We start from the raw sequence: 21,015 nt of genomic DNA, 5'->3' as shown, positions 1-21,015 counted from the left end.
CACCACGGCCTCCGCCAGCGGGGCGCGGTGACCGCCGGTAATGTTGATCAGGCCGAGAGTGCACCCATATGTCCGCCGCCCCGAGGAGCGACCATGCTCGATCAAGCGTCCGGCCGCATCGACATCGCCCGCCTTCAGGAGACGCTCGACGGACCGTGGGCCGAGGTCCGTCAGGCTCACCGCAAACACCTCGACGAGCGTTTCCTCCCGGTCTACGGCGAGACCGGCGACGAGGCGCGCCAGCGCATCACCCGGCTGCTCGGCGAACTGCCGGTCGAGCTGGGCATCGCCGCGGGCTTCCCGGCCGAGTACGGCGGCCGGTCCGACGTGGGCGCCTCGATCGTCGCCACCGAGATGCTGGCCCAGGTCGACCTGTCACTGATGGTGAAGGCCGGCGTGCAGTGGGGCCTGTTCGGCGGCGCGGTCGCCGCGCTCGGCACGAAGCGGCACCACGACGCCTACCTCCGGGACATCGTCGAGGGACGAATCTTCGGTTGCTTCGCGATGACCGAGACCGGCCACGGCTCGGACGTGCAGGAGCTGCGCACCACCTGCGTGTACGACCCGCAGACGCAGACCTTCGACCTGCACACGCCACACGAGGCGGCGCGCAAGGACTACATCGGCAACGCGGCCCGGGACGGTCGGATGGCTGTGGTCTTCGCCCAGCTGATCAGCGGTGGGCGCCGCCACGGGGTGCACGCGTGGCTGGTGCCGATCCGCGACGAGCACGGCAACCCGATGCCCGGCGTGACCATCGGCGACGCCGGGCCCAAGGCCGGCCTGCTCGGCGTCGACAACGGGCGGCTCAGCTTCGACCACGTACGGGTGCCGCGGAACATGCTGCTGGACCGGTACGCGCAGGTGGCCGAGGACGGTACGTACACCAGCCCGATCGAGAACGACTCCCGCCGCTTCTTCACCATGCTCGGCACGCTGGTGCGGGGCCGGGTCAGCGTGGGCGGCGCCGCGTCGGCGGCCACCAAGGCGGCGCTCGCCATCGCGGTGCGGTACGGCGACATCCGCCGCCAGTTCAGTGACGCCGAGGGCGACCGCGAGGTGCTGCTCAACGACTACCTGGCCCACCAGCGCAAGCTGCTGCCCGCACTGGCCACCACGTACGCGCTGCACTTCGCCCAGACCGAGCTGGTCGCCGCGCTCGACGAGATCCAGGGCGGCGACGGGCCGGTCGACGAGCACCGGCAGCGGGAGCTGGAGTCCCGGGCCGCCGGGCTCAAGGCGGCGCAGACCTGGCACGCCACACGCACCATCCAGGCGTGCCGGGAGGCGTGCGGCGGCGCCGGTTACCTGTCGGAGAACCGGCTGCCCAGCCTCAAGGCCGACACCGACGTCTTCACCACGTTCGAGGGCGACAACACGGTCCTGCTCCAGCTGGTCGCCAAGGGGTTGCTGACCGGCTACCGGGACGAGTTCGGCTCGCTGGACGGCTGGGGGCGTGCCTCCTTCGTCGCCGAGCAGGTACGCGAGATGGTGCTGGAGCGCACCGCCGCGCGGGCGCTCATCGCGCGGCTGGTCGGCGCCGTGCCGGGCCGGGACGACGAGGTAGCCGTCACCGACCGGGGCTGGCAGCTCAAGGTGTTCGAGGACCGGGAGGAGCACCTGCTCGACAGCGCGGTCCGCCGCCTGCGCGGTGGCGCCTCCAGCAAGAAGGACCGTCCGTTCGACATCTTCAACGACGTCCAGGACCACGTCCTCGCCGTCGCCGCCGCGCACGTCGACCGGGTGACCCTGGAGGCGTTCGTAGCAGGTATCGACGCCACCGCCGACCCGGCGGTCAAGGAGCTGCTGTCGCGGGTCTGCGACCTGTACGCGCTGAGCGTCATCGAGGCGAACAAGGGCTGGCTGCTGGAGCACGGCCGGCTCACCCCGGCCCGGTCGAAGGCGATCACCGGCGTGGTGAACGGGCTGCTCAAGGAGCTGCGCCCGTACATGCGCACGCTCGTCGACGGCTTCGCCATCCCGGACGCGTGGCTGCACGCCGCGATCCTGCGCGAGGAGCCCGCCCGGCAGGACGAGATGGCCGCGCACGACGCCGCCGACCCGCAGGCCGCCGGGACCGATTCGCCGGGCGGCGTCGCCGACTCGGCGGCCGCCGCCCCGTAGGCGGCCGGCCGGAGACGCCGGCGTCACGGCCCTCGGTCAGCCTCCGGGGGCCGGTGCGGGGCGCGTCCGTGCCGGTCGGCCGGTTGTCCCGGCCGGTTCGCCGTCGGCCGCCCGCGACGCGGCGTACGCGCCGGCGCCGATCGCCAGGTACAGCCCGCCGAACAGCCAGAACGCGGCGAACAGGAAGCCGCGCTCGGCCATCGAGAGGATCATGACGAGCGCGCCGGCCAGGGCGGTCGCCGCGTATCCCGCCCGGATGCCGTACGCGCACAGCGCGCCGGCCGCGAGTGGTCCGGCGATCCACAGCGCCGCGCCCACCCAGCCGACACCGACCGAGCCGCCGGCCGACGCGACCGCCACGAGCACGCCGGGCAGCGCCACGAAGCCGCCGGTCAGGTAGCTCCACCACCGTCCACCGGCGCCTCGCCGCACGGCCCACGGCACGATCGCCGCCGCCCAGGCCACCAGCGCGAGCGGGAAGTAGTACAGGCCGATCTCGCCGGCCGCGCAGGCGGCCACGGTCAGGACCGTCGCGGCGGCGAACCGTGCTGCGCCGCGGACCCGGCCGGGCAGCACGAGCGGCGCGGCCACGAGGAGCGCCGGCAGCAGGGTGAGCATCGCGATCCCGGGGCCGAACCGGCGGACGACGCCCTGCTCGCCGGAGTCGGCCCCGAGCGGGTCCACCGGCACCGTGGACGGCAGCAGGAAGCTCACGCACACGGCGATCAGCACGCCGGCCGCCACCGCGACCACTGACAGCGTCCGGGCGGCCCGCTCCGCGCCGTCCCGGACCGGCAGGCCCAGTTCCTCCCGCGCCTGGCTCGCCACGGCGTCCGCACCGCCGAGACCGGCGAGGATCTCGGCGATGTCGCGTCCACCGTCCAGCGCGTCCGCGATGTGCGCGCGGACGTCCGCGACGATCTCGCGCGCCGGGTCCGGCGGGATCTCCGACAACTCCGCGTCGAGTGCCCGCAGGTAGGTCTCCGCCGCCTCCGGGAGGCCGTCGTCGCTCATGTCTCCTCCACCATCAGCTCGTCCACGTGCGGCTGGATCTCCCGCCACACCGCCGCGAACATCCGCAGGTGCGCCCGCCCCTGATCGGTGATCGTGTAGTACCGCCGGGCGTGCCCCTGCTCGGGCGCCACCCACCGGGTCTCCACGGTGCCCGCCTGCCGCATGCGGGCGAGCAGCGGGTACAGGCTGCCCTCGCTCGCGGTCAGGCCACGGACGGCGAGCCACTCGGCCAGCTCCAGGCCGTACATGTCGCGTCGCGAGAGCAACGCGAGCACGCAGTACTCCAGCACGCCCTTGCGGATGTTCGTGGTGATCCGCTCACGTGCGCCGTCCATGCATCGCAAGATACCTTGTTATGCAAGGCATGTGGCGCGAGGGGTCCGCGGTACGCCCCGCACGGCGTACCGCGGACCGGCGTCGCGGGGCTTGTCAGAGCGTCCGGTAGGAGCCGAAGGTGCCGCGCGTCGTCCAGCCCCGGAAGAGGCCGAGCCCGTACCCGTGCCCGCCGCAGTCGGCGGACTGGTAGCCGATCACGTTCTGGAAGCCGCCGCTCCAGCCGAGCAGCCAGTCGGCGTCGGCCGGGAACGGGCGGCAGGCATCGACCGACGTTTATTGACACATTTCGTTACGGCGGTGATAGTGACTGCAAAGCTCCCGCCGGTCCCTCCGCTGGGACGCATCGCGGCGGCGCCACATCGACGTGGCCGACACACCGCCACCACCACCATCCAGGGAGCGCCGTCACGACGTCCCCTGGAGGGCGCATGAGAAGAAGATCGAAGATCTACGCCGGGCTGGCGGCCGCCCTCGTCCCGCTCGCCTCCGTGATCGTGGCGCTCGGCGCGACACCCGCGGGCGCCGCGATCGGCGGCTCGGGGCCCTACCCCGCCGACTACGAGACCTCGTCGAGCCTGCCCAACCACACCATCTTCCGGCCCCAGACGCTCCCGTCCGAGCGCCTTCCCGTCCTGGTCTGGGGCAACGGCGCCTGCTCGGCGAACGGCCTGTCGCAGGGCAACTTCCTCCGCGAGATCGCCTCCCACGGCTTCCTCGCCATCGCCAACGGCGCACCGAACGGCTCCGGCTCCACAAACTCCCAGATGCTCACCCAGTCCATCGACTGGGCGGTGGCGGAGAACTCCCGGTCGGGCAGCAAATACTTCAACCGGATCGACACCACGAAGATCGCCGTGGCCGGGTTCTCCTGCGGGGGCGTGGAGGCGTACGCGGTCTCGAACGACCCGCGCGTCACCACCACCGGCATCTTCAGCAGCGGCCTGCTCAACGACGCCGACGACTACCAGCTGCGGAGACTGACCAGACCGATCGCGTACTTCATCGGCGGGCCCAGCGACATCGCGTACCCGAACGCGATGGACGACTGGGGCAAGCTGCCGGCCGGGCTGCCCGCCTTCATGGGCAACCTGAACGTCGGGCACGGCGGCACGTACGACCAGCCCAACGGCGGCGAGTTCGGCCGGGTCGCGGTGCTCTACCTCAAGTGGCGCCTGAAGGGCGACATCAGCGCCGGCGCCAACTTCGTCGGCCCGGACTGCGGCCTGTGCCGCAGCCAGTGGAGCGTCCAGCAGAAGAACCTGACGCTGGACGGCCCGCCGCCCACCACTCCCCCGCCCACCACTCCCCCGCCCACGACGCCCCCGCCGACCACGCCGCCGCCCACGACCCCGCCGCCGACCACACCGCCGCCGGGCGGGGCCTCCTGCACCGCCGTCTACACCGTCCAGGACCAGTGGAACGGTGGCTTCGTCGCCAACGTGGCGGTCACCGCCGGGAGCACCGCGCTGACCGGCTGGCGCGTGACGCTCACGCTGCCCGGCGGCGCCGCGATCAGCTCGCTGTGGAACGGCGTGCCCAGCGGCACCAGCGGCACCGTCGCCGTGGCCAACCAGAGCTACAACGGACAGCTGGGCGCGGGGCAGACCACCACCTTCGGATTCCAGGGCATCGGAACCGGCGGCGGCGCCACCGCCACCTGCGCCGGGAGCTGAACCACCTCGTCGGGGCCGGTGCCGGACGCCGGCCCCGACGAGGTGAGTATCGTCTCGCCGCGACCCCTGGCCCGCCACCGGTCCGTCGTGGACGGTACGGACCGGGCCCGGGAAGACTGCCTGCTAGCGCGACCGGCGGGGGGCCGAGCCGAGCGCCGCACGCACCGGAAAGTCCTGTGCCGTAAGCCTTCCCGTCATCCACACGAAGTTGACATGGTTGATGGTTGGGCTAGGGTTCCGCCGAACGGTTGTCACCGAGTCAGGTATCCGGTCACCACGAGGACGGCATGACGGCACAGTGCAGTGGCTTCGACGTCCGCTTGCTGGGCAATCTCCGGATCACGTACGCCGGGCGGGAACTGCCGCTGCGCTCGGCTCAGCGCCAGGCCGTCTTCAGCGCGCTGGCGCTCACCCCGGAGCGGGGCCTGTCCCGGGACGAACTGATCACCGCCGTCTGGGGTGACCACCCGCCGGCCAGCGCGTCCGGCAACCTCTACACGTACGTCTCCGCCCTGCGCCGGATGCTCGAACCGGACCGCGACAGGTGGTCCTCCGGCCGGGTGCTCACCTCCGAGGGCGGCAGCTACCGGCTGCACCTCGACGCCGACGCCGTCGACGTGCACCGCTTCGAGCGGTTCCGCGAACGCAGCCGCGCGCCCCGCGCCACCGGGGACACCGCCGGCGAACTGGCCGCGCTGGACGCCGCGCTGGCGCAGTGGCGGGGCGACGAGGCGCTCGTCGGCGTACCGGGACCGCGGGCCGCCGGCCATCGGATCCGGCTCGGCGAGCTGTACCTGACCACTGTGGAACGCCAGGCCGAGCTGATGCTGGGCCTCGGACGCGGCGCCGAGGTCGTCGACCGCCTGCTCGCGCTCGTCGGCCGCCACCCGGCCCGGGAGAGCCTGTACGCGGTGGCGATGCGGGCGCTGGCCGCGCAGGGCCGTACCGCCGAGGCGCTCGCCCTCTACGCCACGCTGCGGGAACGGCTGGTCGAGGAGTCGGGCACCGAACCCGCCGCCGTCGTCCGGCAGATCCACGACCAGCTGTCGGGCGGGACCACGACCCCGCAGCGCGGCCCCGGCCCGGTCCCGCAGCGGCACCCCGGCTTCCGGGGCCGTTCCGCCGCGCTGGCCCGGCTGCGGTCGGCGGTCACCGGCCTGGCGGACGGACGCGGCGGCAGCGTCTGGATCAGCGGCGAGGCGGGCATCGGGAAGTCGGCGCTGCTGGCCGAGGGACTGAGCGGCGCGGCACCGCTCGGCGCCCAGGTCGGCTGGGCCGTCGGCGACGAGCTGGCGTACCGGATGCCGCTGAGCATCGTGCTGGAGTGCCTCTCCCTGGGCAACGACGCGGACGGCCTGCCCGCCTCGCTGCACGCCTGCTCCGGCGGGGCGCCACCGACCATGACCGTGATCGACACGGTCCAGCGGTTCGTGGTCGAACGGTGCGCCGAACGGCCGCTGCTGCTGGTCCTGGACGACCTCCAGTGGGCCGACGACATGTCGCTGCTGGTCTGGCACGCGCTGCACAAGCTCACCACGCGGTTGCCGCTGCTGCTCGTCTCCGCAGCCCGCCCGGTCCCGGCCGGATACGAGGTGCGGCTCCTGCGCCGGGTGCTGCCCCGCGACGGCACCACGCTCGTCGAACTCGGCCCGCTGGACGACGACACCGCGACCGCGCTGGTACGCGACTGGTCCCGCCCGCCCGGCCCGGGCGCCGGCACCACCCGCTCGTTCGTCGCGGCGGCCGCCGGGAACCCGTACTACCTGCGGCATCTCGTGCTCGCCGACCGCGACGGCCGGACCGCCGACACGCCCGGCCCCGAACTGACCGACGCGGTCTCCCGGCACCTGCAACCGCTCGCCGACGACACCCGCCAACTGCTGCGGGCGATCGCGTTCCTCGGCAACAACTACCTGGTCGCCGACCTGGCCGCGGTCACCGGCAGGTCGGCGCCGCAACTCGTACCCGCCGTGGAGGAGGCGCTGGCCGCCGGGGTCCTCGTGGAGGACGGGCGCCGCCTGCGGTTCCGGCATCCGGTCATCCGCCGGGTCCTGCGCGGCGCGATCCCGACCGCGCTGCGGGTGCTGATGCACAGGCAGTTCGCCCAGCGGCTCGCCGAAGCCGGCGGCGACCTGGGCCGCGTCGCGGGCCAGTTGCTGGCCGGGCCCGTGCCGGTCGACGCGTGGGTGCAGGACTGGCTGACCACGCACGCCGCGCAGCTGAGCGCCGTCGCCCCCGCGCCCGCGATCGCGGTGCTGCGGCACGCCGTCGCCTCACCCGGCCTCTCCGGGCCGTCCCGCGAGCTGCTCACCGCGGAACTGGCCCGGGTGCTGCACCGCTGCGGGCTGCCCGCCGGGGCCGAGGCGGGCTGGGTGTCGGCGCACACCGCGGACGCCGCGACGCGCGCCGAGATGAGCCGGATCGCCGGCCTGGACGGACCGTCCCCGAGCGTCGGACCGGCGGTCGTCGGACACCGGTGAGGAGACTGCGCGTCACCGTTCTGGGGCCGGTACGCGCCTGGAACGGCGAGGTCGAGATCGACCTCGGACCGGCCCGGCGGCGGGCCCTGTTCGCGATGCTGGCCGCGAACGCCAACCGCCCGGTCACCCGCGACGAGCTGATCCGGGCGCTGTGGGGCGAGTCGGCGCCGAGCGCCGCCGCGGGCAACATCTACACCTACGTCTCCGGCCTGCGGCGCAGCCTGGGCCCGGCGGGAGGGCTGCTGCGCTCCGGCCGGACCGGATACACGCTGCGCCTCGAGCCGGGCGCCCTGGACGCCGACCGGTTCGAGGCGCTGTGCGAGGCGGCCGTGGCGCCTGCCGCCGCCGGGCGGCCCGGACAGGCCGTCGCCCTGCTCGACGAGGCGCTCGCGCTCTGGCAGGGCGAGGCGTACGCGAACGTCACCGGACTCTTCGCCGACCTCGACCGGCACCGCCTGACCGAGCTGCGGATCGCCGCGGCGGAGCGCCGGGCCCGGCTGGTGCTGTCCGGCGGCGGCGACGACGCGCTGATCGCCGACCTGACCGCCCTGGTCCGCGACCACCCGCTGCACGAGCCGTTCCACGAGCTGCTGATGCGCGCGCTGCACCGGGCCGGGCGGGGCACCGAGGCGCTCGACGTCTTCCACGCGGCACGCCGGGTGCTGGTGGGCGAACTCGGCGTCGAGCCCGGCCCGGCCCTGCGCGAGTTGCAGAGCCGGATCCTCGCCGAACCGGCCCCGCCCGCACCGGCCGTACCGGTGACGCCGGCAGCGGTGGCCGCGCCGGCCGTACCGCGGCGGGGTCGGCTGGTCGGGCGCGACCGGGAGCTGTCGTTGCTGCGTGGCCTGCTGGGCGCGGTGGGTGAGGGCCGCAGCGCGATCGTGTGGATCGAGGGCGAGCCGGGCATCGGCAAATCCGCGCTGCTCGACGCGGCACTGCACGAGGCGCGGGCGCTGGGCCACCGGGTCGCGCGCGGCAGCGCCGAGGAACTCAGCAGCCGGATCCCGCTGCATGTGATGCGCCGGGCGCTGCGGCTGGAGGACGGGCCGCACGACGACCCGGCGACGGCCGCCGACCGGGTGCTCGACCACGTCCGCCGGCTGACCGCCGAGGGCCCACTGGTGCTGGCCGTCGACCACCTCCAGTGGGCCGACGAGGCGAGTCTGCTGGCCTGGGAGCGGCTGGCCGCGCTGACCCGGTGGCTGCCGCTGCTGCTCGTCGCGACCGCCCGACCCGAGCCCGGCCGCCGCGACCTGGCCCGGCTGCGGCGTGGGGTGAGCACCCGCGACGGGCACCTGATCCGGCTCACTCCCCTGCCCCCGTCGGACATCGAGCAGATCTTCGGACGCACGGTGGGCGTGCCGCCCGGCGCCACGCTGCGGTCGCTGGCGCCGCTGGCCGCCGGCAACCCGCTGTACGCCCGGGAACTGGTCACCGGCCTCGTGGCGGAGGACGGGGTACGGGTGGTCGACGGGCTCGCCGAGGTCGACGCGCGGGCCGACGAGATGCCGCGCTCACTTCTGGACACCGTGCGGGCCAGCCTCGACCACCTCTCCCCCGGCGCGCGGGAGGCGCTGCGCTACGCCGCCCTGCTCGGCGACGCGTTCGCCGTCGCGGAGGTCGCGGCGGTCACCGGGCGCACGCCGTTCGACCTGATGGCCGACCTGGAGGAGGCGGTCGCCGCCGACGTCCTCGTGGACGCGGGCAGCGAGCTGGCGTTCCGGCAACCGGTGCTGCGGCGGGCGCTCGCGGGCAGCATCCCCGCCGCGCTGCGACCGACGCTGCACCGGCACGCGGCGCAGGCGCTCGCGGACAACGGCGGCTCCGTCGCCCGGGTCGCCGACCACCTGCTCGCCGGGCCGCCCGAGGTGGACGAGTGGCTGGTGGGCTGGCTGGTCACGCACGGCGCCGAGCTGTCCCGGCAGGCCCCGCAGCCGGCCCGCGAACTGCTGCGCCGCGCCCTGGCGGGCCACCGGCTCCCGCAGGCGTGGCGGGCGACGCTCGCCGCCCTCCTCGACAGTCTCGACCGGTAGCGCCTCAGCGCAGCCCGGGTACGCCCACGAACCGGCGCGCGGCGGCCACCGGGACCGGCGTGCCCGGGCCGGTCCGGCGCGCGAGGTGCTGACGCAGGGCGGCCAGGGCGAGGGCGTCGAAGCGTACCCGCCCGTCGACCGGCGGCTCCTCCACCGCCAGTTCCCGCAACAGCAGCCGGGCGGGGGCACCGGCCTCCGGCTCCTGCACCTGGAGCACCGTGAACGCGGTGCCGGGAAGGAACAGGACCCGGGCCGGGACGCCGTCGCCGGTCTCGAACGCCGCCGTGCGCCGCGCGGTGGCCGACCAGATCAGCACCTCGACCGTGGCCGGCAGGTCGGCGGGCGGCTCGGCGAGCGCGTTGGTGAACCCCCAGTCGGTGAGCACCCGCCGCCGCGCGATCCGCCGCAGCTCCGCCGTGGTCAGCTCGGCGCCGGCGTACGCGACGCCGCGGTGCACGGGCAGCCGGCGTACGCCCGCCGACACGCACCTGGCGAACGGCACGTGACCGCCCGGCTCGGCGGACCGCAGCGCCTGGTCGAGGCCGTCTCCCGCGGCGGAGAGGTAGAGGCGGACCGCTGTGGCGTACTCCGCCGCGTCGGCGCCGCCGGCGAGCGCCGGGTACGCGGCGAGCACGCCCGCCACGTCGGCGGAGACGGCGGCGATCTCCCGGCGGAACGCGCGCCGGAACCAGGCCCGCTCCTCGTCCAGGTCGGGCCCCGGGCGTACGCCCCGCGCGTCGTCGCCGGGCGTGCGCTGGAAGCGGACGGGCGCCGGCGCGGGACGGTGCACCGGCAGCGTCATCGTCGGGCTGGTCGCCCAGCCCGCGCCGCCGCCGAGCACCGGACCGGCCACGTCGGGCACCGCCGCATCCGGCCCGGCCACGTCTGGTTCCGCGCCGTCGAGCCCGGCGACGCCCGGCCCGGCGCCGTCAAGCCCGGCCACGTCCGTCCCCGCCCACGGAAACCCGGCCACCTCCGGCCCGGCGCCGTGAAGCCCGGCGCCGTCCGGCGGGGCCGGGTCCGGCGGTACGGCGGGAACGGCCACGCCGCCGGCCCTCACCTCGTCGGTCGCCGGCGCGGGCAGGCCGGCCACGGTGACCGGCACCGGTTCCGGGACGGGCGCCGGCACCGGCGGTGCGGGAAGCGGGTCGGCGGCGTGACCCGTCGTGTGCCGGTACGTCCCGGCCTCGATCCCGCGGGCCGAGAGCCCCGGGCGTCCCGGCGCCACGACCGAGGACGGCTGCACCGCCGCGCGCCGACGGGTCGCCGGATCCAGCCGCGCCGCCAGGTCACCGGCCAGTTCGCGGTGGCGGTCGGCCGCGGCCGGTGCCGGGTCGTCCACGACCAGACGGACGCGGTTCGGGTCCATCGGGACCGCGCGGATCCGGTCGGCGTGGCGGGGCGGCTCCGGGGCGCGCAGCCAGAGGCCGGACGGGATCACCTCGACCACCGTGTCGTGCGCGTACTGGTAGACGCGCGGGCCGACCGGCTCGCCGAGTTCCGGCGGCGCGCGGTGACGCAGGATGCGCGGCGTCACCGCCTTCGCCCCCAGCGTCTCCCGGGGACGGTAGGCCAGTTCCTCGGCGAAGACCTGCCAGCCGGGCCGCCCGTCGGCGTCGACGGTGAACATGGCCGGGCCGTCCGGGCGGCCGGTGGGCACGCCGGTGAAGACGCGTACCGGGCAGCGCAGCAGGTCGGCCAGCGCCTGCCCGAACTGCTCGCCGTCGGGCAGCGCGACCGGGCCGTACTGGACGAAGCGGGCGTGCTCGCGGCCCTCGGGCGCCAGGCCGCGCCAGAACCGGGCGATGTCGTCGAGACGCAGCGGAGCCGTCCCGGGGCAGCCCACCAGGACCGGCATCGCGTCCGGCAGGCACGGCATCGTCGAGGTCAGGTGGCTTCCGTGTACGGCGACGGCCGCCTCGTCGCGGCTCTCCCGGAGCCACACACCGCCGGGTAGCGGCTCGGCGGCGCAGGTCGAGCTGACCGTCAGGTGGTCGACGGCGGCGCCGTCCCAGGCCGGTACGGGATAGCGCTTCGACTGCCAGACCGGCGTGTGGCCGCGCCGGTAGCAGACCCACCCGCCGAGATCGGTGGCGTGCACGAAGAGCAGCCCCGCCGCGCCCGGGATCATCCGCCCGAACGGGGCGATCACCGGCCGGCCCAGCCGGTCGGAGAGCCACTGGCCGGCGAGCGCCCCGGTCTCCGGGCGAGCGCCGCAGACCACCAGCCGGATACCCCGGCGCAGGCGCTGCCGGCGCAGCTCGGTCGCGACCGTGTCCCAGATGTCGAACGGCAGTTCGTGTTGCAGGTCCAGGATCACGATGTCGTTGTCGGGATCCCGGTCCACCGACAGCGCGACCGTACGGGCCTCAGTGCTGATCCGCTCACTGGCGTGCAGCACCAGGGCGTTGCCGACGGTGTGGCGCGTGATCACCTCAGATCATGCCGGAGCGCAGGGCGTAGGCCACCGCGTGCGAGCGGTTGCGCAGCTTCAGCCGGTGGTTGAGGCCGTAGATGACGTTCTTCACCGTGCGTTCGGAGTAGCGCAGCTCGTCGGCGATCTCGTTGGTGTCGAAGCCCTCGGCCATCAGCCGCAGCACGTCGATCTCACGCGCGGTCAGGCCGGAGGCGTTGAGCCCGTTCGGGTTGAGCACGTCGCGCTGGAGCCGTTCGATGTGCTTGAGCAGCTCACCCACCAGGTTCGGAGGCAGCACGCCGCCGCCGGAGGCGGCCGCCCGGACACTGTGCACGAGGCGTTCGGCGGTGACCGCCGCGCGCGGCAGGACAGCCACGACCCGGCACTCCACGGCGGTCAGCAACTCCTGCTCGCTGACCTCCGTGGTGACCAGGACGACCGGGGCGCCGATCTCGGTCGCCGCGAGGCGCAGCATGGCGATCACGTCGGTGGTGAGCCGTTCCACGGCGACGACGAGCACCTGCGCCCGTGTCCGGTCCGCGCTGTCCAGCAGCGTGATGTCGGAGCGCGACCGGAGGTGGGCGGTCAGGCCGGTGTGGGTCAGCGGGTCGGGCGCGTGCACAAAGACGGCAACTTGCTCCACAGCCATCTCCATCACTGTCAGTAGGGGGTGACAGTCTCATGGAGAGTCCTTCAGGAAATCTCCACACTCTCCTTCCCGATGGCACCGAGCCGTGAAGATCTACCCAAAAGGCCTGGTCAGACTTTTTTCAGTCAGTGAAGATTGATTTCGACAGGGCCCATCTTCTCCGTCGCGAGCGTCCCGGCGTTCGCGGCAGCGGCCTGGATCGCCTCCATGATCGCCGCCTGCAGCGACGCTGCGTCACGCTGCTCGTACACCCGGGGGTCGACCCGGACGGCCTGGACCTTGCCCAGGCCGCTGGCCATGACGACCACCGTGGCGTCCTGCGAGCGGCCGGTGACGATCGCCCGCTCCAGCTCCGACTGCGCGTTGCGCATCTGGTCCTCCAGGCGCTGCGCGTTCTCCATGAACTCCTGGAACGAGGGTGGGATCGGCGTGGACTCGGGCTGCATGCCGGGCCTTTCTGTGCGGAACGGGTGGGTGGTCAGCCGACGGCGGCCAGGCCGCCGAGCCGCTCGCCGACCGCCGGGCCGGGCGCGGCCAGGTCGGCGAGCGCGAGGGTACGGGAGCCGGTGCGCCGGGTCAGCGCCAGCGAGAACTGGTGGGCGGCGTGGACGGTGCGCTCGGGCAACCGCCCGGCCATCTGGGTCAGTGCGGCCCGGACGTCGTCGGGCACCTCGTGGCCCCGCCGCACCAGGTGCCGCAGCACGACAGCGGCCAGCTCGTCGGCGCTGAACTCGGGCACCGACCACTGCTGGCCGAACACCTCGTTCACCGCCGGCACCGCGGCCCGCAGGCTCGCCAGGGCCGCCTCCTCGCCGGTCAGCACCACCACCGGATCACCGAGCCGGGAGCGCATCCGGCCGACCAGCGCCTCGGCGATCTCCGGCGCGACGCCGGAGGAGTCGTCGACGTAGTCGAGCTGCAGCACGCCGCCGGCCGCGTCCTCGAGGACCGCGTCCACCAGGCTCCCGGCCTGGCCGGGCCACTGCGGCGCCAGCTCCCGGCTCGTGCTCACCCGCACCAGTTGACCGACCGGCACCAGGCCCAGCTCCGACAGACAGGCCGCGTACAGCCGGGCGTACTCGCTGCGGCCGCTCCCGGCCCGGCCGCCGAGCAGCACGTTGCCGGTACGGCCGGGGCCGCGCCGGCGGTTGCGTCCCTCGCAGAGCTGCAGCAGCGTCTGCCCGGCCGCCTCCTTGACCCGCTGCCCGCCGACCAGTCCGCAGATCCGCTTCCAGCTGCGGGCCGCGTTGATCGCGCCGGTCGGGTCGGTCGCCGCGTCGGGTTGCTCGCCCTGCTCGACCGGCAGGTCCTCCAGCAGTGCCAGCTCGGGTTCGACGTCGGCGGCGGTGAGCCGGTTGAGCTCGCTGTCCTTCGTGGGCGGCGTGGTGGCCAGACGCGACGCCTGGTTGTTGATCAGCGCCTCGAACAGCTTGCGGGCCACCCGGCCGTTGCCGAACGTGGCGTTCTTCGGCACCCGGGTGAAGTACGCGGTGAGCGCCTCCACCGCGTCGTCGGTCAGCTCGTAGTAGTGCTTGCTGACCAGGTTCGAGGTGATGGTGACCAGTTCCTCGACGGAGTAGTTCGGGAACTCGACGGTGCGGGTGAAGCGGGACGCCATACCGGGGTTGGAGGCGAGGAACTGCTCCATCAGCTCGGAGTAACCCGCGACGATCACCACCAGCTCGTCGCGGTGGTCCTCCATCATCTTCATCAGCGCGTCGATGGCCTCCTGGCCGAAGTCCGGCCCGGAGCCGCCCGACCCGCTGGACAACGTGTACGCCTCGTCGATGAAGAGCACGCCGCCGAGCGCCTTGGTGACCAGCTCGGTCGTCTTGATCGCCGTGGAGCCGATGTACTGGCCCACCAGGTCGGCCCGCGCCGCCTCGACCATGTGGCCCTTGGACAGGATGCCCAGTTCCTTGAGCACCGAGCCGTAGAGACGGGCCACGGTGGTCTTGCCGGTGCCGGGCGGGCCGGCGAAGACCAGGTGCCGGCTCATCGGCGGCATCGGCAGGCCCATCTGGAGCCGGACCTGCGACATCTTGATCAGATTGATCAGCGCGGTGACCTCCTGCTTCACCCCGCGCAGACCGATCAGCCCGTTCAACTCGCGAAGCGGCTCGCTCAGCTCGTCCGCGCCGCTCTCCGCCGCCGTGCCGTCGGCGTCGGCGACCGGGACCGGCGCGGCGGCCGGCGGGCCGCCGGGAGTCGGGGTGGCCTGCGGACGGCCCACCGTCAGCGCCTCGGTGGTCACCGTGGCGCCGGGCGCGCGCCGGACGTCGTCGCCGCCGCTGTCGCGCACCACGCACCGGGTGAGCGCGACCGGCTCCACGGTGTCCACGCCGATGCCGGCCGCGCCGCTGCCGAGCACCTCGCCGTCGCTCACCGACCCCCGGGAGCCCGCCTCGAAGACGATCCCGTCGGCCCGGGCGTCGCGCACCCGGGTCTGCGTCACGGTCGCCGATCCGGTGACCCGCAGGCCGTCGCGGACCGCGCCGACGATCTCGCTGTCGTCGAGCTGGAGCGCGCCCTCGGCCAGCACGCCCGAGCCGCGCAGCAGGGCCGCGCGCAGCGTCAGGTCCGCGCCGGCGCCCACCCGGACGGCTGCCGCGCCGGTACCGGTGAGGCGGGCCTCGTGCACCACACCCCGCGCGGGTCCGGTCAGCGCCAGCGCGGTCGCCTCGCCCGCGTCCACCACGAGATCGGTGCCCTCCAGCGAGGCGCCGTCCTGGACCAGCACCCCGCCGCCCGTGGTGATCTCGGCGCGCAGCCGCTGGAGTACGACAGCCGACTCACCGGTGAGCACGGCGACGTTGTCGCGCGTGCCCCGCACGGTCAGCCCGAGGAACCGGGGCGCGCCGCCGTCGACGGCGACACCCACCGGCGCGTCCTGGACGGTGCAGTCGGTGAAGGTCGGCCGGCCGCCGCCGAGCACCTGCACGGCGGTGTGGCCGGCGCCGCCGAACGTGCAGTTCCGGAACGACGGCGACGCGCCCTCCGCGATGTGCGCCGACTGCACCGCGGCGCCGGTGAACGTCGAGTCGCTGATCTGCACGTCCGCCTCGCCGCGGACGAAGACGTCGACGTTGCCGCTGCCGGTGACCGACAGGCCCCGGATACGGGCCCAGGCGCGCTGCTCGACCACCAGGGCGGGCTTGCCGGCCCCGGTGATCTCGCACTGCTCGATCGTGAGCCGGGCGTCGCCGCCGGCGCACACGCTGTTCGCGCCCGCTGTGCGCAGGCGGCAGCGGCGCAGCGTCAGGGCGCTCTGCTCCCCCACCACCACGCTGCTCGTGGCGACGTCGTGGACGTCGGTGTCCTCGATCGTGCTCGACCCGGCCGACATCACCACCACGCCCGCGCCCGCCGAGCTGGTCAGGTCGCAGCCGCGCAGCGCGACGGTGCCCTGCATACGGGCCAGCAGCGTCACCCAGGAGGCGCCGCTGACCCGGCAGTCGTCGAGCGCCACCTCGCCCGCGTACACGTCGACCGCCGCCAGCGTGGTGTCGGCGCTGCTGAGCGTGATGCCGCGCAGCTGGGCGCCCTCGCCGCGCACGACGAGGACGCTGCCCTCCTCCACGTGCACCTCGACGGTGCCGGGCTGGGCCGCGCTGATCGTCACCCGGTCGCCGACCACGAGCTTCTCGACGTACCGGCCGGGGTGGACGTCGATCGTGGCGCCGGGCTCGGCCCGGGCCAGCGCGGAACCGATCGTCGGATAGGAACCGGGCTTCCGGTCGCCCACCACAAGAACCTGCCGACTCACCGCGTCATCCCTTCCGGTCCAGCCCGGGCAGCACCCGCAGGCGCCCGCGGGCCGCCGCTCCGATGCGTACCCGGGGCTCGGCCGTGGCCCACCGGTCCACGCTGCGCCGCAGCGACGTGATCGCCAGCTCGTCGAGCGACACCCGGTTGGAGTCGACCCGGCCGGTGTCGTCGATCTCGTTGGCGCCGATCTCCCGCAGCATGACCGCGCCGCGCTCGCCCGCCGAGGGCCGGCGCAGGTCCAGCACCTTGAAGTTCGTACCGGGCAGGAACAGCACCCGGTCCTCGACGTGCTCGTCCCCCTCCGGTTCCAGCAGGCTGGTCCGGCGGGCGGTCATCGACCAGATCAGCACGTCGGTGTCGCCGTCCTCGGACGCGCACGGCTGGGTCAGCGCGTTGACGAAGCTCCAGTCGGTGACCAGCCGCCGGTCCTGGTAGAGCGCCCATTCCCCGTCGGTCGGCGACAGCCGGTAGACGGTGGTGCCCCGGAACGACGGCATCCGGGAGACCCCGGCGACCACGCAACGCGCGAACGGCACGTGCGGTCCCTTGCGGCCGGAGCGCAGCCCGGCGTCGACGCCCGGTCCCCGGCCGGTCAGGTAGAGCCGCAGCGCGACCGAGTCGGCGAGCACGTCCTCGGTGGACACGCCGGAGCCCTGCATGCCCGGGTGCTCCGACATGATCCGGGACACCGAGCTGGCCATCACGTCGAACTCGCGGCTGAGCGTGCGGCGCAGCCAGGCCCGCTCGTCGGCGAGCCCTTTCTTCTCCGACAGCAGCGCGCCCGCGCCGGCCGAGGGCACCGGCTGCATCCGCGCCTCGGCGGCCACCTCGGACGGCTCGGCGTCCTCCGCGGGTTCGGCCTGCCCGGTCGGCCCGGTCGGCCCGGCGGTCTTCGCGGGCTCGGCCGCGTCCGCCGGGCCGGCCCCGGCGGACGGGACGGAAGGCAGGTCGACGGCTGTCGGCGGCGGGGCCGCGACCGGCGCCACCGGCCCGGCCGCCACCGGCGGGGTCGCGAGCGCCTGGCCGAAACCGGCGGGCATGGTCGGCGGCGCCGGCTCGCCGAAGCCCGTCGGCATGGTGGGCGGCGCGGGGTACGGGTCCGGTGCGGCGTCCTCGACAGGTGTCGCCGAGGGCACGCTCCCCGGGTCGGCGGCGACCACCGGCCCGACGGCGACAGGCCCGGCCGGTGCCGCCGGCGCGACGGGCGTGACCGGCTCCACGGGCGTGACCGGCTGCACGGGTGCGACCGGCACGACGGGGACGTCCGGTCCGGCAGCGGTGGCCGGCACGGCGTGCGCGACCGGCGGCGTGTGGGCGGCCACCACCACGGGGGCGACCGGCGGCGCTGCCGGAAGTGGCACCGCGGGCGGAGCCGGCAGCTCGGACACGACCGGCACCATGGGCGGCTCGGGCAGGTCGGCCGTGACCGGTGGCGCCGCCGGGAGCGGCACCGCCGGCGGAGGCGGCAGTTCGGACCCGACCGACGGCGCTGTCGGAACCGGCACCGCGGGCGGAGCCGGCCGCTCGGAGGCGAGCGGCGCTGCCGGCGGGTCCGGGAGCGCGGACACGAACGGCACCGCGGGCGGAGCCGGCAACTCGGACCCGAGCGGCACGACCGGGGGCGGCGGCAGTGCAGGCGCGACCGGAAGCGGCATCGCGGGAGGTGCGGGCAGCGGCGGCGCGGAGGCCGGCCGCGACGCGGTGGCCTGCTCCCGGTCGGCGGGGAGAGCGGGGACCGGTGCGGGAACGGCAACCACCACGCTGTCCGCCGCGGGCGGCGCGACCGGGGCCGGCGGGGCGACCTCCACGTACGCGGGCACCGGCACCGTCGTGCCCACCGCGCGCACCTCGGCCTCCAGGTCGATGACCACCTCCGCCCGGCTGGCCGGTTTCGCGCCGGGCACCAGCACCGACGCCGGCATCAGCGCGCGGCCCGCACCCGCCATGCCGTCGACCCGTGCGGCCAGGTCGACGGCCAGTTCCCGCATCCGGTGGGCGGTGGAGTGGACGGTGTCGTCGAAGACGAGCGTGCCGCTGCCCGCGTCGAGCATCGCGGACCGGACCTGCTCGGCGTTCTTCGGCTCGGCGGTGGAGCGTACCCAGAGGCCGGTCTGCACCACCTCGACCACCGCGCCGGGGGCGAACCAGTAGACCCGGGGCGCGACCTCCTCGGCGCCGGCCAGCGGCGGGCGGTGGCTGAGCACCGTGGGCCGGCGAGCCCGCGAGTTGGGGTGCGCCCGGGGCGAGTAGGACAGTTCGAGGGCGTACGGCGCCCAGCCGAACGCGCCGTCCGGCAGCACGGTACGGATCTCGTACCGCTGCGGGCTGCCGATCGGCACGCCGGTGTAGCAGGTGACCTCGGTGTTCAGCAGGTCGGCGAGCGCCTGGCCGAACGCCTCGCCCTCGGGGATCCGGACCTCGCCGAACTGCACGAAGCGGACCCGCTGCCGGTTCTCCTCGTCGAGCCCGCGCCAGAAGCGCACCACGTCGTCCAGCGACAGCGGCGCCGTGCCGGGGCAGCCCAGCAGCACGGTCATGGTCTCCGCCTGGCAGGGCACGTACGCGGTGAGCCGCTGCCGTTGCGGGTCGACCACCTGAGGGTCGCGGTTGCTGTGGATCCAGACCCCGGCCGGTATCGGCTCGATCTCGGCGGTGGCGCTGGACGGCCGGGTGTCGATCGCGGCCCGGTCCCATCGCGGCGTCGGGTAGCGCTTGGCGTCCCAGGCCGGCGGCCGGCCGGGCCGGAACCGCACCCAGCCGCTGCCCGGTGCGGAGTGGACGAACAGCGTCCCGGCCGAGCCGCGTACCAGGTCACCGTCCGGGGCGACGACGGTGCGGTTGAGGCGTTCGGAGAGCCACTGACCGGCCATCGCCGCGGAGTTGCCGTGCCGGCCGCAGGCGATCAGCCGGATGCCGCGGCGGCGGCGCGGCAGCACCCCGGCCATGGCCTCCCACGCGCTGATCGGCATGCCGTCGCCGAGGTCGAGCACGACCACGTCGTTCTCCGCGTCCTCGATCATGGACAGCGCCAGCGACTGGGCCTCGGGACTGATGGCGTCCTCGGCGTGCACCACGAGGGCGTTGCCGACGGTGTGCTGGACGACGCCCTCGGGGCGGTCCTTGCCGCCACCGAACAGGTCCCGGATCCGGGTTGCCATGATCGACCTACCCCACTTCTGTGGCCGCGAGGGCCCTCATGCTCAGCGCCGGTCCCTGGGGCACCAGCGCGAGCAGCTCTCTCGGGAAGGGAACGTTCACGACCCGGTCGAGCTTCAGCGCCCGTACCGCGTCCTGGTCGCCGATCGGGTACGCCTTTCCGTCGTCCGCGATGTACGTGGGCAGGGGTTGCGCCGCCCCGGGGCCGACCGGCGCCGGGAGGACCGCCATGCCGCTGCCGGGTGCCAGGAGCACCGACGTGCGGCCGTCGGGGCGGACGCCGGAGCGGGCGAGCGGGACGAGCACGGCGGTGCTGTCGAACCGCGTTCCGTCCACCGGGCTCTGGCGCAGGCACAGTGCGTACGGGCCGGGTTCCTGCGGGGTGAGGCCGGTCAGGTCGGGCAGGCGGGTGAGCAGCGACCGGTCGGCCGACATCCGCGCCGCGGCGAGGCCGGCGGCGCTCAGCTCCACCGGCTCCTTCCCGGAGGTGGTGGTGGCCAGCAGGAACTCGGTCCGGCTCAGCGGTGCGAGGCCGTCGCGGCGCAGCACCAGCAGTTGCTCCGCGCCGGTGTCGGGCCGCTGCCGGAACAGCGTGCCGATCGGGTACGTGCGGTCGCCGACCCGCCCGGAGCGGCCCTCGCCGGGGATCGAGGCCGGTGCCAGGTCCGGTCCGTCGGGCAGGAAGTCGAGCCAGTCCTCCGGTGCGGGCACCTTGCGGGTGGTGGTGGCGCCGAGCGCGGCGAGCACGGCCGGGTCGGCGACGCGGTGCTTGCGGCCGGCGGTCACCAGGTAGGTCGGCCCGTCGGCGCCGCGGACGACGGCGAAGCGGTCGGCCGGCACCGGTACGGCCTCGGCGCGCGGGTCGAGGTTGATGCCGAGCCGGTCGCCGGGGTCGTCGGCGACCGAGCCGGGCAGGCAGGCCAGCCACGGGCCGGCGGCCATGGAACCGGTGGCGACCGACTGCGGCGCGCCGTCGATGCCGATCGACGGTCCGCGCGGAACGTCCTTGATCGACTCCTTGGAGATCAGCTTCACGGTGGCGCCGCCGCCCTGGATCAGCATCGCCGAGGTGAGGTTCGGCGTCGGGCGCAGCACGCCGCCGAGGTAGACGTACCGGTTGCCGCTCTCCTTCTCCACCAGGATCACGCCGCTCTTGGTGTACGCCTTGCTGCCGCCCGGGACGATCCAGCCGTAGACGGCGAAGCCGGCCACGACCAGGACGCTGATGAGCACGCCGAAGGCCAGGCCGGTGACGGCGCGCCGCCCGGGTATCTCCGCTGTCGACGGGTCACCCTGCACCAGGGCGGAACTCAGCCGGCCCATCATGAACTGGTGGGCGTGCACGTGGTCGCGCTGGGTCTGCACG

General features: G+C 74.7%; 12 protein-coding genes. 4 read left to right on the top strand and 8 right to left on the bottom strand.

Annotation, left to right across the window (positions count from 1 at the left end; translation table 11 throughout):
• The first annotated feature begins 93 nt into the window (after positions 1–93).
• On the top strand, positions 94–2,124 hold the full coding sequence (locus GA0070562_RS06165; RefSeq protein WP_091416665.1) for an acyl-CoA dehydrogenase family protein: 2,031 nt from the start codon (positions 94–96) through the stop codon (positions 2,122–2,124).
• Between the two features lie 36 nt (positions 2,125–2,160).
• Here the strand turns inward: GA0070562_RS06165 and GA0070562_RS06160 are convergent, their stop codons facing one another.
• Both GA0070562_RS06160 and GA0070562_RS06155 read right to left on the bottom strand, forming a co-directional pair.
• The gene (locus GA0070562_RS06160) at positions 2,161–3,138 is read right to left on the bottom strand and encodes an HAAS signaling domain-containing protein (RefSeq protein WP_175438661.1); all 978 of its coding nucleotides are present in this window, start codon (positions 3,136–3,138) and stop codon (positions 2,161–2,163) included.
• Complete coding sequence (locus GA0070562_RS06155; protein WP_091416661.1) at positions 3,135–3,473, bottom strand: PadR family transcriptional regulator; 339 nt, start codon at positions 3,471–3,473, stop codon at positions 3,135–3,137. Before GA0070562_RS06155 ends, GA0070562_RS06160 begins: the two co-directional genes overlap by 4 nt.
• A gap of 429 nt (positions 3,474–3,902) precedes the next feature.
• Here GA0070562_RS06155 and GA0070562_RS06150 point away from each other — a divergent pair, with 429 nt between their 5' ends.
• The 3 genes from GA0070562_RS06150 (at position 3,903) to GA0070562_RS06140 (ending at position 9,660) form a co-directional block, all read left to right on the top strand.
• Positions 3,903–5,147, top strand: coding sequence for a cellulose binding domain-containing protein (locus tag GA0070562_RS06150; RefSeq protein ID WP_091416657.1), 1,245 nt, complete (start codon positions 3,903–3,905; stop codon positions 5,145–5,147).
• 287 nt (positions 5,148–5,434) lie between these two features.
• The gene (locus GA0070562_RS06145; RefSeq protein ID WP_091416654.1) at positions 5,435–7,627 is read left to right on the top strand and encodes an ATP-binding protein; all 2,193 of its coding nucleotides are present in this window, start codon (positions 5,435–5,437) and stop codon (positions 7,625–7,627) included.
• Complete coding sequence (locus tag GA0070562_RS06140) at positions 7,624–9,660, top strand: ATP-binding protein (protein ID WP_091416650.1); 2,037 nt, start codon at positions 7,624–7,626, stop codon at positions 9,658–9,660. The genes GA0070562_RS06145 and GA0070562_RS06140 overlap by 4 nt, the downstream gene beginning before the upstream one ends.
• Positions 9,661–9,664: 4 nt before the next feature.
• Here the strand turns inward: GA0070562_RS06140 and GA0070562_RS06135 are convergent, their stop codons facing one another.
• The 6 genes from GA0070562_RS06135 to eccB form a co-directional block, all read right to left on the bottom strand.
• The gene (locus tag GA0070562_RS06135) at positions 9,665–12,094 is read right to left on the bottom strand and encodes a hypothetical protein (protein ID WP_091416646.1); all 2,430 of its coding nucleotides are present in this window, start codon (positions 12,092–12,094) and stop codon (positions 9,665–9,667) included.
• A gap of 1 nt (position 12,095) precedes the next feature.
• Positions 12,096–12,731 carry a helix-turn-helix transcriptional regulator gene (locus GA0070562_RS06130; protein ID WP_175438660.1) on the bottom strand — a complete coding sequence of 212 codons (636 nt, stop codon included), beginning with the start codon at positions 12,729–12,731 and terminating at the stop codon, positions 12,096–12,098.
• Positions 12,732–12,850: 119 nt separating this feature from the next.
• Positions 12,851–13,150: a YbaB/EbfC family nucleoid-associated protein gene (locus tag GA0070562_RS06125; protein WP_393352779.1), complete on the bottom strand. Its 300-nt coding sequence runs from the start codon at positions 13,148–13,150 to the stop codon at positions 12,851–12,853.
• Between the two features lie 53 nt (positions 13,151–13,203).
• Positions 13,204–16,491 (bottom strand): right-handed parallel beta-helix repeat-containing protein, encoded by a 3,288-nt coding sequence (locus GA0070562_RS06120; protein ID WP_254663745.1) that lies wholly within the window; start codon positions 16,489–16,491, stop codon positions 13,204–13,206.
• A gap of 4 nt (positions 16,492–16,495) precedes the next feature.
• A complete protein-coding gene (locus GA0070562_RS30600) occupies positions 16,496–19,651 on the bottom strand; it encodes a hypothetical protein (RefSeq protein WP_091416635.1) in 3,156 nt (1,051 codons plus the stop codon).
• Positions 19,652–19,658: 7 nt separating this feature from the next.
• Positions 19,659–21,014: a type VII secretion protein EccB gene (gene eccB, locus GA0070562_RS06110; RefSeq protein ID WP_091416631.1), complete on the bottom strand. Its 1,356-nt coding sequence runs from the start codon at positions 21,012–21,014 to the stop codon at positions 19,659–19,661.
• Between the last annotated feature and the right edge of the window lies 1 nt (position 21,015).

Source organism: Micromonospora tulbaghiae, from assembly GCF_900091605.1.
GTDB lineage: Bacteria > Actinomycetota > Actinomycetes > Mycobacteriales > Micromonosporaceae > Micromonospora > Micromonospora tulbaghiae.
Note: the sequence above shows the minus strand (reverse complement) of the source record. Positions and strands in the feature narration are given on the sequence as shown.

Bases quoted from the DNA above. Each gene is read 5' to 3' on its own strand.
- GA0070562_RS06165 (WP_091416665.1), top strand. From the start codon at position 94: ATGCTCGATCAAGCGTCCGGCCGCATCGACATCGCCCGCCTTCAGGAG.
- GA0070562_RS06160 (WP_175438661.1), bottom strand. From the start codon at position 3,138: ATGAGCGACGACGGCCTCCCGGAGGCGGCGGAGACCTACCTGCGGGCA.
- GA0070562_RS06155 (WP_091416661.1), bottom strand. From the start codon at position 3,473: ATGGACGGCGCACGTGAGCGGATCACCACGAACATCCGCAAGGGCGTG.
- GA0070562_RS06150 (WP_091416657.1), top strand. From the start codon at position 3,903: ATGAGAAGAAGATCGAAGATCTACGCCGGGCTGGCGGCCGCCCTCGTC.
- GA0070562_RS06145 (WP_091416654.1), top strand. From the start codon at position 5,435: ATGACGGCACAGTGCAGTGGCTTCGACGTCCGCTTGCTGGGCAATCTC.
- GA0070562_RS06130 (WP_175438660.1), bottom strand. From the start codon at position 12,731: ATGGAGATGGCTGTGGAGCAAGTTGCCGTCTTTGTGCACGCGCCCGAC.
- GA0070562_RS30600 (WP_091416635.1), bottom strand. From the start codon at position 19,651: ATGGCAACCCGGATCCGGGACCTGTTCGGTGGCGGCAAGGACCGCCCC.